Raw genomic sequence first — 15,783 nt, 5'->3', positions numbered from 1 at the left:
AAATGAGTAAACTACGAATCTTACTTTATGGAGACATCGACTTGAACTTTATGGATGGATCGGCAGTATGGCTGACTTCAATTGCTCCAGTATTAAGTTCAAACTCACGAATTCAAGTAGATTTACTACTGAAAGCTAAGGAGCAAAACAACCGTTTAACTAGTGCGCTAGAGGGCTATGACAATTTACATGTTATTCAACCTTTTCAGGAATTTTCAAAAATGCTTTCCACTAAAAATACACGTTTAACAGTAGAAGAAGCTGTTCAGATTATGGCCCATCTGCAAGCAGAAAAGCCCTATGATCTTGTGATTGTTCGTGGATTTAATCTTGTACGTGAAATCATGAATTATGACGTATTTCAAGCGATTACAGTTCCGTATCTAACAGATTTTAAACACGATAATCGGTCAACACGAGAGGAGAGAGAGGACTTAAAACGAGTATATAATCATTTTGATTATCTTTTTCTGCAGACAAAAGAAACAAAAGAAGCATTTAAAAAACTCGTTGAGGTTGATGGCGAAAAAATTCAACTCCTCTATCCAATGATTCCTGATTTTGAGAATGAGTTACCGCGATTTCAAAATCGGCATTCGCGCTTGATTTACAGTGGAAAATTCCATGAAGACTGGTATACAGAAGAGATTATTGAAGCTACAAAAAAACTTGCAGAGGAAAATTCTCAGATCCATACACAAATTGTAGGGGATAAATTTCAAGAGCGTTTGCGAGAACCAAAAAACCAACTGCGTATAAAAAAGGCCTTTCAAGAAACAACAGCTATTGATTGGATGGGGGCCGTATCGAGGGAAGAATGCCAAGCGCTGATTGCAGAAGCTGATGTTGGAATAAGCTGGAGAAGCGAGAGCCTTGATAATGATGAGAGTGTTGAACTTTCAAGTAAGTTACTTGAATATGGTAGATTAGGGAAACCTGCACTTGTGAGACGGACGAAGATGCACGAGGATTTACTAGGTAAAGATTATCCACTTTTTGTTGATGATGAAGCTGACTTTGTTGAGAAAACTTTGGCGGTTCTATCAGATGATGCTCTTTATTTCGAGACAGCTCAAAAAATTTATCAAGCGAGCAAAGCTTTTACCTTTTCTGCCGCATATGACCGATTGAAAAATTTTATTTGGTCTTTTAAAAAGAAAAAAATTAATTTACTATTTGCTGGGCATGATTTGAAATTTGCAACGATGTTAATCGAACATTTTGAACAACATCCTGATTTTGAGGTGCGAAAAGATCTATTCACATCACATGAAAAGCATGATGAAAAACATAGCCAAGAATGTCTAAAATGGGCGGATGTTATTTTTTGTGAATGGGGACTTGGAAATGCTGTATGGTATTCCAAGCATAAAAGAGAAGATCAAGTGTTAATCACTCGAATGCATTTTCAGGAAAAAGATTTAAATTATCCGAGGCAAATGGTACAAGAAAAAATAGATAAAATTATTGTGATCACACCTTACATGTTAGAAGAATTTCATCGTATTTTTGAAATTCCAAGACATAAGATGGTTTATTTAGATAATTTGATTGATAGCACAAAACTAGATTTACCTAAAACAGATGATCATCAGTTTCATTTAGGTATTTGCGGAATTTTACCAGCGCGAAAGCGATTTGATCTAGCACTCGATTTGCTTGAAAAGCTGTGGGAAAAAGATCCGCGCTATAAACTTTTTATTAAAAGTAAGCGACCGGAAGAGTTGCCTTGGCTAATGGCAAGAGAAAAGGAAAGAAAGTACTACACGGATCTATTCGAACGAATTGATCGGGCTCCGTGGAAAGAAAACGTCATCTTTGACCCCCACGGGAATGATGTAGATAAATGGTTACAAAAAATTGGGTATTTACTTTCCCCAAGTGATTTTGAAGGATCGCATGTATCTGTTTCAGAGGCAATGGCAGGTGGTGCCGTACCAATTATTCGTAATTGGAAAGGTGCTGATACGGTATATCCGAAACGCTATATTGTATCAACCTTGGAAGAGGCAGAAGGTCTCATTTATGATGCACAGTGGGAGAAAGAAGCCACTATAAGCCGAAAAAAATATGCAAGCAAAAAATTTTCACGTGACAAAATTGTGATTCAGATAGAACAGCTCATAAAAGACATGATTACAAAAGCACAATGAGGAGCAATTAAAATGAAGAAAAGATTGAGGAAAAAAATGAAGAAACAAGAAGAATTGATTCAAGGACTAGATGTTTTTATTTCAGATGATTATTTACAAGTAAAATGTCATATATCACGTAAAGTAACTCCTAGTGATTATGAATTTGCTTTTTACACTTATCAGACGGGGATTCCAGAAGCTGTGGATAAATCGAAATATACCAAATTTGATACCCATCAAGTTTTACTTAAAAGCGGTGGTGAATATCGGGTAAAGGTTTTTGTACGTCATTTGAAAAATAATGAAGTAGTAACTAAAATAAGCCAGCCAATTCGAAAAACTCGAATTGTTAAATTGTGAGGAGAGAATCTCAATGACAGCGCTACATGGGATGCACCTTCAAAATGGCAGTGATATCCTTGTCCTTGTCTTCCAGAATGCTGCAAAACCTTTAAATGATGCTATTCCTGGAGTGTTTTTGAATGAAATTAATCAGGAGCAAATAGCAGAAATGCATGAGCGATATACTTGGATGAAATTTTCCAAACGAGTTCAAACAGTGGATTATCTTTTTATAAAAGATCACTTTTCAAGTGTTTATGGTTGGTATTTTGTTGATCACGGTAAAATGATTCACGAAAAATTAAATCAAGAGCTGACTGAGTTTATTCAAAAACATGGTTATAAAAAAGTGATTGCTTTTGGTTCCAGTAAAGGGGGAACAGGGGCGTTACTTTACGGACTTTTAAATCCACACATTACAGATGTTTTTTCACTTGTCCCACAAATTTATGTAGCAGACTTTATTAACACGCTTTGTCCTAAAGAAAAAAATCTGTTTTTTGCAGAAGACGAGCAGTTTGAAAATCAGGTAAATCAAATTTTTTATTCCCCTTCGATTTATCAAGCTAACTTGAAGTGTAATTTGAATTTTTATACAGGATTAAATGACATTCAGTTCGATGCTTTAGTGCAGTATCGCTTTTTTTTGCAGGAACAAGGAATTAAGAGTCAACTATTTATGAATCGTAGTGAAGAAAGACATACAAGACTTGTCAATCAGTATACCCCTTTTATTTTTGCGGTCTTGGAAGATTTAATAAAAGGGGAAGATAGACGTACAGAAAAAACAAGTATTCAAGTAGGAACTGACGTGTATTTATTAAGGCAGATATGAAGAAAGAGGCAATATTATGAAAGTAAACATGAAAGAATTAAAATTTCAAAATAAAGCATTGGTATTTGAGTTTGATTTGTACCCATCGTTTCGTCAAAATTATGAATTTGCTTATTATCTTTATCAAAATGGTCGTATCATTCAGCGAGTCTGGTATCAAAAATGTCAAAAACATAATGAGCTATTCATTACACCAACTTATAGTGGGACTTATCAGATTCGACTTTTTATTCGAAATGAAGAAAAGGTTATGCAGTGGAATGAGCTTTCGAATTTAATTCATTTAAATTTGTCTAATCAGCAGTTGCTTGAAACAACGTTAGAGCAAGAAAAAATATTTTACAGTGATGTACCTGTGAAATATTTGTTTCAAAAAGCCAAAGGGGGATCCAAGCAACTAGTCATCTCCTTTTCAGGACTTTATTCTACTGAATTTAAGGGCGGCGCACCAGTCTATAATCATATTCGCACGCTTGATCCTGTTGATACTAACAAGCTATTCATTTTAGATTCCTATAAAAATCAATTTTGTTATTATGTAGGTTTTGGAGGAGCATATGATTATGAGAGAAGTGTGATCGCGCTTATTACAACAATTGCCAATAAAGAAGGAATCTCACCAGAAAATATTATTGCAACTGGATCAAGCAAAGGCGGAACGGCAGCTCTTTATTACAGTTTAAAATATTATTTTGGCAAGGCTATTATTGGTGCTCCGCAAATTTATATTGCAGATTATTTAAATAGGAGGGCAACTTCCCCTTCCATGCGAGAACGTTTTACCCAGCTAATGGGTCCAGATGAAAAGTATGGTTTTTCATTTTGGAATCAGCTGATTTTTAATCAAGTGGAACTGACAGAAAAATTTCCAGAGCTGTATTTCCATGTCGGAGAGGGCGACTTCCATTATCCAGAGCATTTGAAACCACTTTTGACACGTTTTTCAGAAAAAAGTGTCACTTATCAGTTGGATTTAGGAGATTATGATAATCACAGTGAAACGGGCACATACTTTACTCCATTTTTACTTAAACAAGTTGAAGAAATTATAGAAAGAAACACGGATGGAGGGATAAAGTGAAAACTTTAGTTGCATGGGGCAAAGTGCATTTGCTTAATTGGCATAAAGTATTTCGCTTAGCAGAATTTGATAAAAAGGCAATGCATCAAAATCATTTTTTTGGTCTGTTTTGGGAATTTTTGAGCCCTGCTCTCCAAATTATCATTTATTATTTGGTTTTTGGATTACGACTTGGCGGACATGCAGCACTTCCTTCAGGTGTTCCCTATTTATATTGGATGCTTATTGGTATTATTCCTTGGTTTTACATGAGCTCAAGTATTGTTTCAGGTGCCGCTTCCATCTATTCCAATTTAGGTTTACTTTCTAAGACAGCTTTCCCGGTTGAGATATTACCTACAATTGCTGTTATAAAAGGATTAAATAGCTTTTTTACAATGCTAGGTTTATTTCTTATTGTATATATTGGATCAGGCTTTTATCCAACACTAGAATGGTTACAACTTATTTATTACTTTTTTTTAACCGTTTTATTTTTGATGACGATTTCACTTTTCACCTCTGTTTTAACTGTTATTTTTCGAGATTTTCAGCTTATTATTAATTCAGCAATGCGGTTACTGTTTTTTGTTTCAGGAGCAGTTATTGATGTAACCGCAAATGAAAATTCCATTTTAACGAAATTATTTAAACTAAATCCTTTTGTTTATTTAGTTGAGGGATTCCGAGATGCCTTGCTTTCTAGAGAATGGTTTTTTGAAAAAACATGGTGGACGATTTATTTTTTTAGTGTCATGTTGCTTATCTTATTGTTAGGGATTTACTTAATGGGTCGTTATAAATCAGAATTTACGGAATATATGTGAGAAGGGATGAAAAATGAGATTAAAACTTCAAAAAAGCAAAGAACAGTCTACATCTATGCCAATGGAAGAAGCTGTTTCACTAAAAAATATTACTAAAACATTCCAACTGAAAAGAAAAAAATTTAGCGATTTTTTTCGGTTTCGTCATGAATCAGTAGCTTATTTTCAAGCGCTTGAAGACATTTCGTTTCAGGTCAAACAAGGTAGTTGCATTGGTTTTATTGGTCTGAATGGATCAGGGAAATCAACCCTATCAAGTCTAATTGCTGATCACCTTGTTCCAAGTAAGGGTGAAATTAAACGAAATGGCAAAGTTTCACTTCTCGCTATTAGTTCAGGACTGAAGCCAAACTTAACTGGAACAGAGAATATTGAATTGAAGTTGTTACTCATGGGCTTTAAATCATCAGAGATAGAATCAAGAATAGAAAACATTGTTCTTTTTACAGAACTTCATGATTTTATTCACCAACCAATTAAGCAATACTCAAGTGGAATGAAAGCTAAATTAGGTTTTGGGATAGCGATTCAAACAGATCCAGATATCCTTATTATTGATGAAGCTTTAGCCGTTGGAGATCTTACATTTTATGAGAAGTGTCTAAATGAAATTGAACGTTTTAAACAGGCTGGAAAAACAATTTTTTTTGTTAGTCATGCGATTAGCCAAATTAGAGAAATTTGTGATCAAGTGGCTTGGCTACATTATGGTGAGTTAAAACTTTTTGGTGAAAGTGAAGAAGTTTGCCTTGAGTATAGTAAATTTATACATCACTTTAATAAAAAAACGAAAGAGGAGCGAGAAGCCTACCAAAGTGAGATGATGGCTAAGCAATATGTCGCAAAAAAAACAAAGGAGAAACATAGGGCTTTAAATTTTTCCCAAGTTTTTTTTCCAGCTTTACTTGTCGTACTATTAATTTGCGCTATAGGATTTAGCGCTTTTAAAATGTTTTCAGGTTAAAAAAGCTTTTAATTATTAGAAAGATAGGGGGCGTTATAAATAATGAACAAAAAAATTTGGTTTCAAGCGGTTCTTGCTATTTTATTAGTTTCTTCTTTACTTTTCCAGTCAGGACAAGTAAAAGCAGCAGACGTACCATCAGATGAGACAGAACCTTCCTTTACGTTAACTGTTGAATATTTAGACAAAGATACGGGTGAAGCGTTACAGGAAGCAAAGCAATTAAATCTAAAAGAAGGGGATCCCTACCAAATTTCGGCGCCGGAATTTGAGCACTACACCTTTGTCGATGCATCGAAAAGTTTGACAGGAACTATGGATCAAGAAGACCAAACCATAGTCCTTTATTATCAGAAAAAAGAACATACGCTAACAGTTCAATATATTGATAAAGATACTATGACAAAGATTCATTCAGACTATTCCGCTTCATTAGAATACGGTGAAAAGTATAGTATACCTGAATATGCAATTGACAATTATGTTTTTCAATCAGCAACAGAAGCACCGAACGGAGTTATGCCAGATGAAGATCTGAATATAACTTTTTACTATATAAAAAACGGTTCAGGTACCCTTGATGTTAATTTGTTTACTATTAATAAAGATCGATTTGTGACGGGAAATTATAGTGGGGATGTTAGTCAAATTAGCTTAGTCATAAATAATAAATTTTATCCGTTTGTGAGTGTTTTGGGTTCTGATAATCATTTCCAATATGAGGCAAGTAAATTGATAACAAGCCTTGCGCAAGATGTGTGGTTGTACGCATATGATAAGCATGGTAAAGAATTAGACCGAAAAAAAGTTTCGCTAGATAGAATGCCTATTGGAACGATTACAACCAATCAATTTACGTTAGGACAATCGAGTTATGTAACAGGAAGTTATACAGGTGATACAACAAAAGTAGCGTTAGAAATCAACGGGGAGAAAAAACAAACAATCAATGTTCCAAAAGGTGGAACCTATCAATATTATGCTGCTAATTTCATTCACTCGGATACTGATACGGTTTATATGATTGCTTACGATGAAACAGGCGTTGAGCTTGATCGGAAAAAAGTAAATGTTTACAGCACAACAGGGGATCTTACAGTAAATCCATTTGTTTTGGAAAAAGACCATTATATCACTGGAAGCTACACAGGTGATGTTAAGAAAGTTGCTGTTTTGTTAGACAATGAGAAAGGACAGACAATTACAGTTCAAGAAGATGGAAGCTATAGCTATTACATCGGAAATAAGCTACAAAGTGGCCTCCATACTGCTTGGATGATTGCCTATGATGAAGTAGGAAAAGAACTGAATCGAAAACAAATAGAACTTGTCCATTACGTTACAACAGGTAGTATCAGTACAACTCCGTTTATTCTCGAAAAAGACAGCTATGTAACAGGAACCTATGAAGGGGATGTAGCAAAAATTGCCTTAGAAGTAGACGGTGAAATGAGACAAAGTATTGCCGTTCCAAAGGATAGTCCTAACTATCGTTATTATCTTGACAAGCGAAATGAACTTCAAACTGGAGAGCATGAAGTAAACATGGTTGCTTATGATACAGCAGGGAAAGAACTAGACAGAAAACCGGTTGAGTTAACACATTATATAACAAGCGGCAGTCTGAGTGTAAATCCATTTGTATTAGGAAAAGATAGTTACGTGATCGGAAGTTATACGGGAGACGTTAAAAAGGTTGCAATAGAAATTAACGGTGAGCGCGGACAAGTCATCACTGTTCCAGCGGATGGAAACTATAAGTATTATATTCGTGGGCTTCAGGCTACTGATGAAAAAATCTTTATGGTTGCTTATGACTTGTCAGGTAAAGAATTAGACCGAGTAGAGCTTCCACTTAGTGTTACGAAATAAACAAAAAAAGGAGAGGCGCCGCGCCTCTCCTTTTTCCTATTTCGCATCATGATCAAACTCAGGAAAGTGATAAGTATCGATATGTGAAAAGCCGATTTGCGTATTATTTTTTTCCATCATCTCAACGATTCGCGCATGATAAGGACTCGATTTAAAAGTTTGATAATACACTTCTGAATCCCAAAAAGTTAAAATTAAGAATTTGTTTTGTGTAAGCGACTGTCCTAGCTGAACACACTGTAGGCCGGTAGTCTCATGAAGCGGACGTATCATTTGTTCATAGTTTTGTAGGAAGATGGGAACTTCTTCATCACGTTGCATCATCACATATTCAAGCGTGACAAAACCGTATCCTTTCATCGTACCAGAAGATTGCAACTTACGGTATGTATTCTCTTCTTTAAAAACACTAGCTCCAGCAGTTTCGTGAAGTAAAATCGAATGCTCGTAATTTTGTAAAAGCATAATGCCTTCACCAGGGTGTTCCGCTAAAATTTGACGTAAATAATGTTCCGTTCCAGAAGTAATGTAAATATATTCCATGATTTTGACCTGCTTTCTGTGAAATTATTAACCTTTACAGCCCATCATTTTCCCAATAATACCAACTTTTAAACGTAATGAAAAGCATTCTGTTTGGTTTTAAGGTGTATTTTTAGTATCCTTAAAAGTGTGAAAAATTTAGCATTCAAGAAAGAGAGGCACCTGATGAGTAAAATAACAAACGACTTATTTCTAAAAGCCGCAAAAAGTGAGCCGGTTTCGCGAATTCCCGTCTGGTATATGCGTCAGGCAGGACGCTCCCAGCCCGAATACCGTAAACTAAAAGAAAAATATTCACTCTTTGAGATCACGCATAATCCAGAACTATGCGCCTATGTAACTCGTTTACCGGTAGAAAACTATGGCGTAGATGCTGCGATTTTATACAAAGATATCATGACCCCGCTTGTTGGACTTGGCGTTGAAGTTGAAATTAAAAGCAACATTGGACCAGTGATTCAAAACCCAATTGAAACCATCACAGACGTTGAAAACCTCTCAGAACTTCGCCCAAAACAAGATGTCCCCTATATTTTAGACACGATCAAGCTTTTAACAGAAGAACAACTTAAAGTTCCACTCATTGGTTTTGCAGGAGCGCCTTTTACCCTTGCAAGCTATATGCTAGAAGGCGGTCCCTCAAAAAACTACTATAAAACAAAAGCGATGATGTACCGGGACCCAGCAACTTGGTATCTCTTAATGGAGAAGCTTGGCAAAATGACGTCCGACTATTTAAATGCGCAAATTGAAGCAGGCGCTAGCGCCGTTCAGTTATTTGATTCATGGGTGGGCGCTCTTAGCCGCGAAGATTATGCCGAATACATCAAACCCATCATGAGAAAAATCATCAATAGCATCAAAGTCAATCATCCAGAAGTGCCCATCGTGATGCAAGCAGTGGCATCCAGTCACTTACTGGAAGAATTTGCAGACTTAAAAGTAGATGTTGTTGGAATTGACTGGCGCATCCAAATTGATAAAGCTAGAACTTTCCTTCCAGGCAAAGCTTTGCAAGGTAATCTCGATCCGAGTTTGCTTCTTGCACCTGAAAAGTGTCTTGAAAAAACGCAAACGATTTTACGAGAAGGAAGTAAGCAACCCGGCTTTATTTTTAACCTCGGACATGGGGTGTTCCCAGAAGTAAAACCGGAAATGTTAAAACAACTAACTGAATTTGTTCATGAAAGCAGTGAAAAATTTCTAAAAGAAGGAGAATAGAATAATGAAAACTGTAGGATTACTTGTCATGGCATACGGAACGCCATATAAAGATGAAGATATTGAACGTTACTATACAGATATTAGACACGGCAAAAAGCCGACAGAAGAAATGATAGCGGACTTACGCAGTCGTTATCATGCGATTGGTGGACTTTCCCCGCTTGCAAAAATTACAGAAGAACAAGCTTATGGACTTGAGCGCACATTAAATGAAGCTCAAAGCGATGTGAAATTTAAAGCTTACATAGGCCTAAAACACATTGAGCCGTTCATTGAAGATGCGGTGAAGGAAATGTATCAAGACGGAATTGAAGAAGCCGTATCCATCGTTCTTGCCCCTCATTATTCGAGCTTTAGCGTAGCTTCTTATAATAAGCGAGCACAAGAAGAGAGTGAAGCAATCGGCGGACCAAAAATCACTTCCATTAATGATTGGTATAAAAATCCACTCTTTATCAAAATGTGGGCAGATCGAATCAATCAAACAGCAGAAGAAATTCCAGAAAATGAACTAGATGATACAGTACTTGTTGTATCAGCGCACAGCTTGCCAGAGAAAATCAAACAATTCGGCGATCCGTATCCCGATCAACTAAAAGAAACAGCGGAACTGATTTTTAAAGAAGTGAAAGTTCCGCATTACGCGCTTGGATGGCAAAGTGAAGGGAAAACTGGAGAACCTTGGCTTGGGCCAGATGTTCAAGATTTAACTCGAGACCTTTATAACAAGCATCACTACAAGCATTTTATCTATGCACCAGTCGGTTTTGTCGCAGAACACCTAGAAGTGCTTTATGATAATGACTATGAATGTAAAGTAGTCACAGACGAAATTGGAGCAAGCTATCACCGGCCCAAAATGCCAAATGCCGATCCGGAATTTTTAAACGTCTTGAAATCAGTCGTTTTGGATGCATATTCTGAAAATCATTAAAAAAGAGCCATTTGGCTCTTTTTTAATGCAATTACGTGAAAACGATTTCTTATTTTTTAGTAGAATACTATTCTACTTTAATCAGATTCTCATTTTTGTCGGGCATAATGAACAAGTACAATAAATCAGCGAGGAGGATTAACAAATGGAAACGCTGAATGAAATAAAACAAATAATGGAAAACATGACAATTTACATGTCAATAAATGGATATACAAAGAGAAGCTTCGCGAAAGCAACGGGAATCTCTCAAAATACATTCACGGCAATGACAAGTGGAAAAATCAAAAATGAAAAAAAAGCAGAGCGCTACATAGAGCAAGCGACTGAGAAATTAAATCTTGAACGAGATTATTTTAAAAAATCACGTGAAGAAATTATGCAAGCTCCGATTAATTATTTAGATGAAGAAAAACTGCATACAGGTAATGAGAAATTTAATGCTCTTAGTTTACTTCTTAAAATTGGTGAAATTCATTACAAATGGGAATAAAGCAATGGACGTGAAACGAAACATTTCGCGTCCGTTTTTTTGTTGTTGACTAATTAGGTGATTTCAACTAAAATAGAACCAATTTTGAGGCTAGTTATTTTGGATTGGGAGTGAAGTACTTGATTAAAAAGCTGACGGCGTCAGATGACCAGAAACTGAAAGCACTGCTTAAACCGGAAGCTCTATTGAATATTTTTATTCTTGGAGATATCGAAAATTTTGGTTATGATCATGAGTTTATTGACATCTGGGGGGATTACGATGCAGAAGGAGAGCTTCGAGCTTGCTTGCTTCGGTTTGACCGGAATTTTCTACCTTACGCGAAAACAGACGATTTTGACTCAGCAGGATTTGCAGAACTTATTCAAGAATATGACAATACGATGATAAGTGGAATGCCACGTGCGACGGCTCCGCTTGAAAAGCTTATTCCAGAGTTAAGTGAAAAAAGTCACAAATCACACTTCTGCAAATGCGAGAACGCCAGTATGATGGATGCTAATGGAGAAGTTATTATTCGTTCAGCTATAAAAGAAGAAGTTAGTGAAATCATTGAACTGAGGAAACAAATCAAGGAATTTGGCGAGCGAAATGAAAATGAAGAATTAATCGCTGCACAACTAGAACAAGGCTCAAAACGAATTTATTACATTGAACAAGACGGGAAAATCGTATCCGTTGCTGAATCCACTGCAGAAAATTCTCTTTCGGCAATGATTGTTGGCGTAGCGACACTTGCGGAATATCGTGGACAAGGTTTTGCTAGCACCATTATGAAGCGACTTTGTTGTGATTTGCTAGCGGAAGGGAAGACTCCTTGCTTGTTTTACGATAACCCGGTAGCTGGAAAAATGTACCGCAAAATCGGCTTTACAGACGTAGGGGATTACACCCTATACCGTTAAAGCAAGAAACAAAAGACGTGGCCTTTTCATATCGAAGAGGCTATTTTTTATAAAACTGGACTGTAGTTGTATAGAAATTTGGGTGATATTTGCTATACTAGAATAAGAAATAGCGAACGAGGAGAGATGGAAATGAATGAAGTAAAAGCACATCAAGTTGAAGCAAGTAGAACGGCATCCAAACAAGTGATTATGCAAAAAATTTTAAACTGGTTTGTTATTTCACTATTAGTTGCGACAATAGGAGCGGCAGTCGGGAACTCACTCGATCCAAGTTGGTTTATTCCACTTGTGATTTTAGAATTTGTTTTTCTTATCGCAGCCATCTTAGTACGCCGGAGTAAAACAGCAAACCGAACATGGGGCTTTCCACTTTTGCTCGGCTTCGCATTTGTAACAGGTTTAATGACCGGTCCGACGCTTACCTACTTCTTTACAGCTGGAGCAGGAATGGCTGTTTTACTCGCATTCGTGACAGCTTCCGTAACCTTTACAGTTTTAGGCTTTGTAGGGGCAAAAATGAAAAAAGATTTACAATTTCTTAGTTCGGCTTTATTTGCCGCACTGATTATTTTAGTTTTGTTTTCTTTATTTGGTTTATTTGTTCCGATCGGTGGAATGACAACGATCATTGCTGGATTCGGTACCTTGCTGTTTTCTGTTTACATTTTATTTGATTTTAACCAAATTATGAAGCGAGATGTCTCACTTGATGATGTGCCGATGCTCTCATTAAGTTTGTATCTGGATTTTCTTAATCTGTTTTTATATCTACTTCAACTTTTCGCAGGTTCACGGGACTAATTAAAGTCACTAGGGGGTTTTCCTCTAGTGATTTTTTTACAAAATAAGTGGGTATACTATTAGACAAAGTAGATAATATCTTTTATAATTAACTTAAAGGTCAAAAAAGGTCAAACTTATTTTTCAAAAGGAGGACCAAGAATGGAAATGCAAAAATTTACCCAGCAAGTTCAAGAAACCATCGCAGAAGCGCAAAAACTTGCTGTAGAAAAAGAGCATCAAGCAATTGATGTTGCACATGTTTTTAAAATACTTTTACAAGAAAGCGACTTTGCCAAACGGGTATATGAAGTGGCAGAAGTTGATACTGAAAAATTAAATCAAAAAGTTGATGAAGAACTAGATAAAATCCCAGCGGTAATGGGAACTAGTGTTAAATACGGAGAATCGATGAGCAATGAATTATACCAACTGATTATCCGTGCTGAAGAAGAAGAAAAAGAATTGCAAGATGAATTTATATCGACTGAACACTTACTTCTTGCAGTAATGGAACAAAAAGAAAATCCTGTCACGAAAGAAATTTTAGCAGAAGGTAAAACAAAGAAAACAATTTTAGACGCTGTTCAAGCAATTAGAGGAGGAAAAAGAGTGACTAGCCAGAATGCAGAAGAAAACTATGAAGCACTATCTAAATATGGCCGCGATCTTGTAGCAGAAGTTCGGAGTGGCAAGCTTGATCCGGTAATTGGTCGTGATACTGAAATTCGAAATGTGATCCGAATTTTGTCACGTAAAACTAAAAATAATCCAGTACTAATCGGAGAACCAGGTGTTGGTAAAACAGCAATTGTAGAAGGACTTGCGCAACGTATTGTACGTAAAGACGTGCCAGAAGGATTGAAAGATAAAACGATTATTTCACTGGACTTAGGATCGCTCATCGCAGGAGCAAAATACCGTGGTGAATTTGAAGAACGACTGAAAGCAGTCTTGCAAGAAGTAAAAGAATCTGACGGTCAAATACTTCTATTCATTGACGAAATCCATACGATTGTTGGCGCAGGAAAGACTGAGGGAGCTATGGATGCCGGCAATATGCTTAAACCAATGCTTGCTCGTGGCGAACTTCACTGTATTGGAGCAACAACACTTGATGAATATCGCCAGTATATTGAAAAAGATGCCGCACTAGAACGCCGTTTCCAAAAAGTGCTAGTTCCAGAACCAACCGTAGAAGATACAGTATCCATTTTACGTGGTTTAAAAGAACGCTTTGAAATCCATCACGGCGTTAATATCCATGATAATGCACTTGTCGCAGCAGCAACACTTTCAAACCGTTATATCACCGATCGCTTCTTGCCAGATAAAGCCATTGACTTAATTGATGAAGCTTGTGCAACGATTCGTGTGGAAATTGATTCAATGCCGAGCGAGCTTGATGAAGTCACGCGTAAAGTGATGCAGCTAGAAATCGAAGAAGCAGCGTTAAAAGAAGAAAAAGATCCAGCAAGCGAACGTCGGCTTGAAATGCTTCAACGTGAACTAGCCGATTATAAAGAAGAAGCCAATAAAATGAAATCAAAATGGGAAAACGAGAAAGGCGAAATCGGTAAAATCCGTGAAATGCGTGAACAAATTGATGCGATGCGTCATGAACTAGAAGAAGCGGAAAATAACTATGACTTGACACGTGCCGCGGAATTACGACATGGTAAAATCCCGGCAGCAGAAAAAGAACTAGCAGAGCTTGAAAAACAAAATCGTGAAAAGACACAAAATGAAGACCGATTGTTGCAAGAGGCGGTGACAGAAAACGAAATCGCCGAGATTATTGGACGCTGGACTGGGATTCCCGTTACGAAATTAGTTGAAGGTGAACGCGAAAAACTGCTTAAATTGAGCGATGCCCTTCATGAAAAAGTAATCGGACAAGATCAAGCGGTTGATCTTGTAAGTGATGCGGTGCTCCGGGCACGCGCTGGAATCAAAGATCCAAAGCGCCCAATCGGTTCCTTTATTTTCCTTGGTCCAACAGGTGTTGGGAAAACAGAACTCGCCAAAGCACTCGCCTATAATATGTTCGATTCAGAAGACCATATGATTCGAATCGACATGTCTGAGTACATGGAAAAGCATTCCGTTTCTCGTCTTGTTGGAGCACCTCCAGGCTATGTTGGATATGAAGAAGGCGGTCAGCTAACAGAAGCCGTACGTCGTAACCCGTATTCCATCATTTTGCTGGATGAGATTGAAAAGGCTCATCCAGATGTGTTTAACATTCTTTTGCAAGTTTTGGATGACGGTCGAATTACGGATTCGCAAGGTCGGATGGTTGATTTTAAGAATACAGTCATTATCATGACGAGTAATATTGGCTCAACAATGCTTCTCGAACGAGCTGAAAACGGAGAGATTTCGGATGAGCTTGAGCAAGATGTTCTAGCTACTCTCGAAGCTTCTTTTAAACCTGAATTTTTAAATCGGGTAGATGATATTATCTTATTCAAACCGTTGACACTTGAAAATATTAAGGGAATCGTGGAAAAACTTGTAGATGAACTTCAAGATAGACTTGAAGCACAAGAAATCCACATTGCCATTTCCGATGAAGCGAAGAGCTTTATTGCAGAAGAAGCCTATGATCCCGTTTACGGGGCGCGTCCGCTTAAACGGTACTTGGTTCGTCACGTTGAGACACCACTTGCACGTGCGATTGTGTCGGGAGAGGTAATGCCGCATTCCGCCGTTGAAATTGGCTTAGACAATGGAGTGTTCACTTTTAATACAAAATAAATTGCTGAAAAAAGAGTCTCTTGTTTTTTGCAAGAGGCTTTTTTATGTTTGAAATCTGAAAACAAGGGAATTTTAAGGAGGAAAAGGTTAAGTTCGAAAGGATGAG

At 37.0% G+C, this 15,783-nt stretch carries 14 protein-coding genes; 13 read left to right on the top strand and 1 reads right to left on the bottom strand.

Features of this window, described 5'->3' with window-relative positions:
- Nucleotides 1-2 precede the first annotated feature (2 nt).
- The 7 genes from HB912_RS06605 to HB912_RS06575 are packed head-to-tail and all read left to right on the top strand — an operon-like array spanning nucleotide 3 to nucleotide 8,035.
- Nucleotides 3-2,153: a glycosyltransferase gene (locus HB912_RS06605; RefSeq protein WP_185373150.1), complete on the top strand. Its 2,151-nt coding sequence runs from the start codon at nucleotides 3-5 to the stop codon at nucleotides 2,151-2,153.
- A gap of 12 nt (nucleotides 2,154-2,165) precedes the next feature.
- Nucleotides 2,166-2,495 carry a hypothetical protein gene (locus HB912_RS06600; protein ID WP_185373148.1) on the top strand — a complete coding sequence of 110 codons (330 nt, stop codon included), beginning with the start codon at nucleotides 2,166-2,168 and terminating at the stop codon, nucleotides 2,493-2,495.
- 13 nt (nucleotides 2,496-2,508) lie between these two features.
- The gene (locus HB912_RS06595; protein ID WP_185373146.1) at nucleotides 2,509-3,312 is read left to right on the top strand and encodes a hypothetical protein; all 804 of its coding nucleotides are present in this window, start codon (nucleotides 2,509-2,511) and stop codon (nucleotides 3,310-3,312) included.
- 16 nt (nucleotides 3,313-3,328) lie between these two features.
- Nucleotides 3,329-4,393 (top strand): hypothetical protein, encoded by a 1,065-nt coding sequence (locus HB912_RS06590; RefSeq protein WP_185373144.1) that lies wholly within the window; start codon nucleotides 3,329-3,331, stop codon nucleotides 4,391-4,393.
- Nucleotides 4,390-5,199 carry an ABC transporter permease gene (locus tag HB912_RS06585; protein ID WP_185373142.1) on the top strand — a complete coding sequence of 270 codons (810 nt, stop codon included), beginning with the start codon at nucleotides 4,390-4,392 and terminating at the stop codon, nucleotides 5,197-5,199. Before HB912_RS06590 ends, HB912_RS06585 begins: the two co-directional genes overlap by 4 nt.
- A 13-nt stretch (nucleotides 5,200-5,212) precedes the next feature.
- A complete protein-coding gene (locus HB912_RS06580; RefSeq protein ID WP_185373140.1) occupies nucleotides 5,213-6,163 on the top strand; it encodes an ABC transporter ATP-binding protein in 951 nt (316 codons plus the stop codon).
- Nucleotides 6,164-6,205: 42 nt separating this feature from the next.
- Nucleotides 6,206-8,035, top strand: a complete 1,830-nt coding sequence (locus HB912_RS06575) for a MucBP domain-containing protein (protein WP_185373138.1) — start codon at nucleotides 6,206-6,208, stop codon at nucleotides 8,033-8,035.
- Nucleotides 8,036-8,071: 36 nt separating this feature from the next.
- On the opposite strand, the gene HB912_RS06570 is transcribed toward HB912_RS06575, so the two are convergent.
- Complete coding sequence (locus HB912_RS06570) at nucleotides 8,072-8,578, bottom strand: antibiotic biosynthesis monooxygenase (protein WP_185373136.1); 507 nt, start codon at nucleotides 8,576-8,578, stop codon at nucleotides 8,072-8,074.
- A gap of 165 nt (nucleotides 8,579-8,743) precedes the next feature.
- Between HB912_RS06570 and hemE the strand changes: the two genes are divergently transcribed.
- The 6 genes from hemE (at nucleotide 8,744) to clpB (ending at nucleotide 15,677) form a co-directional block, all read left to right on the top strand.
- Nucleotides 8,744-9,799 (top strand): uroporphyrinogen decarboxylase, encoded by a 1,056-nt coding sequence (gene hemE / locus HB912_RS06565; RefSeq protein ID WP_185373134.1) that lies wholly within the window; start codon nucleotides 8,744-8,746, stop codon nucleotides 9,797-9,799.
- 1 nt (nucleotide 9,800) lies between these two features.
- Nucleotides 9,801-10,736, top strand: coding sequence for a ferrochelatase (gene hemH, locus HB912_RS06560; protein WP_185373792.1), 936 nt, complete (start codon nucleotides 9,801-9,803; stop codon nucleotides 10,734-10,736).
- Nucleotides 10,737-10,881: 145 nt separating this feature from the next.
- Nucleotides 10,882-11,229 carry a hypothetical protein gene (locus HB912_RS06555; protein WP_185373133.1) on the top strand — a complete coding sequence of 116 codons (348 nt, stop codon included), beginning with the start codon at nucleotides 10,882-10,884 and terminating at the stop codon, nucleotides 11,227-11,229.
- Nucleotides 11,230-11,348: 119 nt separating this feature from the next.
- The gene (locus HB912_RS06550) at nucleotides 11,349-12,134 is read left to right on the top strand and encodes a GNAT family N-acetyltransferase (RefSeq protein ID WP_185373131.1); all 786 of its coding nucleotides are present in this window, start codon (nucleotides 11,349-11,351) and stop codon (nucleotides 12,132-12,134) included.
- Nucleotides 12,135-12,266: 132 nt separating this feature from the next.
- Complete coding sequence (locus HB912_RS06545) at nucleotides 12,267-12,938, top strand: Bax inhibitor-1/YccA family protein (RefSeq protein WP_185373129.1); 672 nt, start codon at nucleotides 12,267-12,269, stop codon at nucleotides 12,936-12,938.
- A gap of 141 nt (nucleotides 12,939-13,079) precedes the next feature.
- Nucleotides 13,080-15,677: an ATP-dependent chaperone ClpB gene (gene clpB / locus HB912_RS06540; protein ID WP_185373127.1), complete on the top strand. Its 2,598-nt coding sequence runs from the start codon at nucleotides 13,080-13,082 to the stop codon at nucleotides 15,675-15,677.
- Nucleotides 15,678-15,783 lie beyond the last annotated feature (106 nt).

It is taken from the genome of Listeria aquatica, from assembly GCF_014223975.1.
Classification (GTDB): Bacteria; Bacillota; Bacilli; order Lactobacillales; family Listeriaceae; genus Listeria; species Listeria aquatica.
Note: the sequence above shows the minus strand (reverse complement) of the source record. Positions and strands in the feature narration are given on the sequence as shown.

Bases quoted from the DNA above. Each gene is read 5' to 3' on its own strand.
- HB912_RS06605 (WP_185373150.1), top strand. From the start codon at position 3: ATGAGTAAACTACGAATCTTACTTTATGGAGACATCGACTTGAACTTT.
- HB912_RS06600 (WP_185373148.1), top strand. From the start codon at position 2,166: ATGAAGAAAAGATTGAGGAAAAAAATGAAGAAACAAGAAGAATTGATT.
- HB912_RS06595 (WP_185373146.1), top strand. From the start codon at position 2,509: ATGACAGCGCTACATGGGATGCACCTTCAAAATGGCAGTGATATCCTT.
- HB912_RS06590 (WP_185373144.1), top strand. From the start codon at position 3,329: ATGAAAGTAAACATGAAAGAATTAAAATTTCAAAATAAAGCATTGGTA.
- HB912_RS06580 (WP_185373140.1), top strand. From the start codon at position 5,213: ATGAGATTAAAACTTCAAAAAAGCAAAGAACAGTCTACATCTATGCCA.
- HB912_RS06575 (WP_185373138.1), top strand. From the start codon at position 6,206: ATGAACAAAAAAATTTGGTTTCAAGCGGTTCTTGCTATTTTATTAGTT.
- HB912_RS06570 (WP_185373136.1), bottom strand. From the start codon at position 8,578: ATGGAATATATTTACATTACTTCTGGAACGGAACATTATTTACGTCAA.
- hemE (WP_185373134.1), top strand. From the start codon at position 8,744: ATGAGTAAAATAACAAACGACTTATTTCTAAAAGCCGCAAAAAGTGAG.
- HB912_RS06555 (WP_185373133.1), top strand. From the start codon at position 10,882: ATGGAAACGCTGAATGAAATAAAACAAATAATGGAAAACATGACAATT.
- HB912_RS06545 (WP_185373129.1), top strand. From the start codon at position 12,267: ATGAATGAAGTAAAAGCACATCAAGTTGAAGCAAGTAGAACGGCATCC.
- clpB (WP_185373127.1), top strand. From the start codon at position 13,080: ATGGAAATGCAAAAATTTACCCAGCAAGTTCAAGAAACCATCGCAGAA.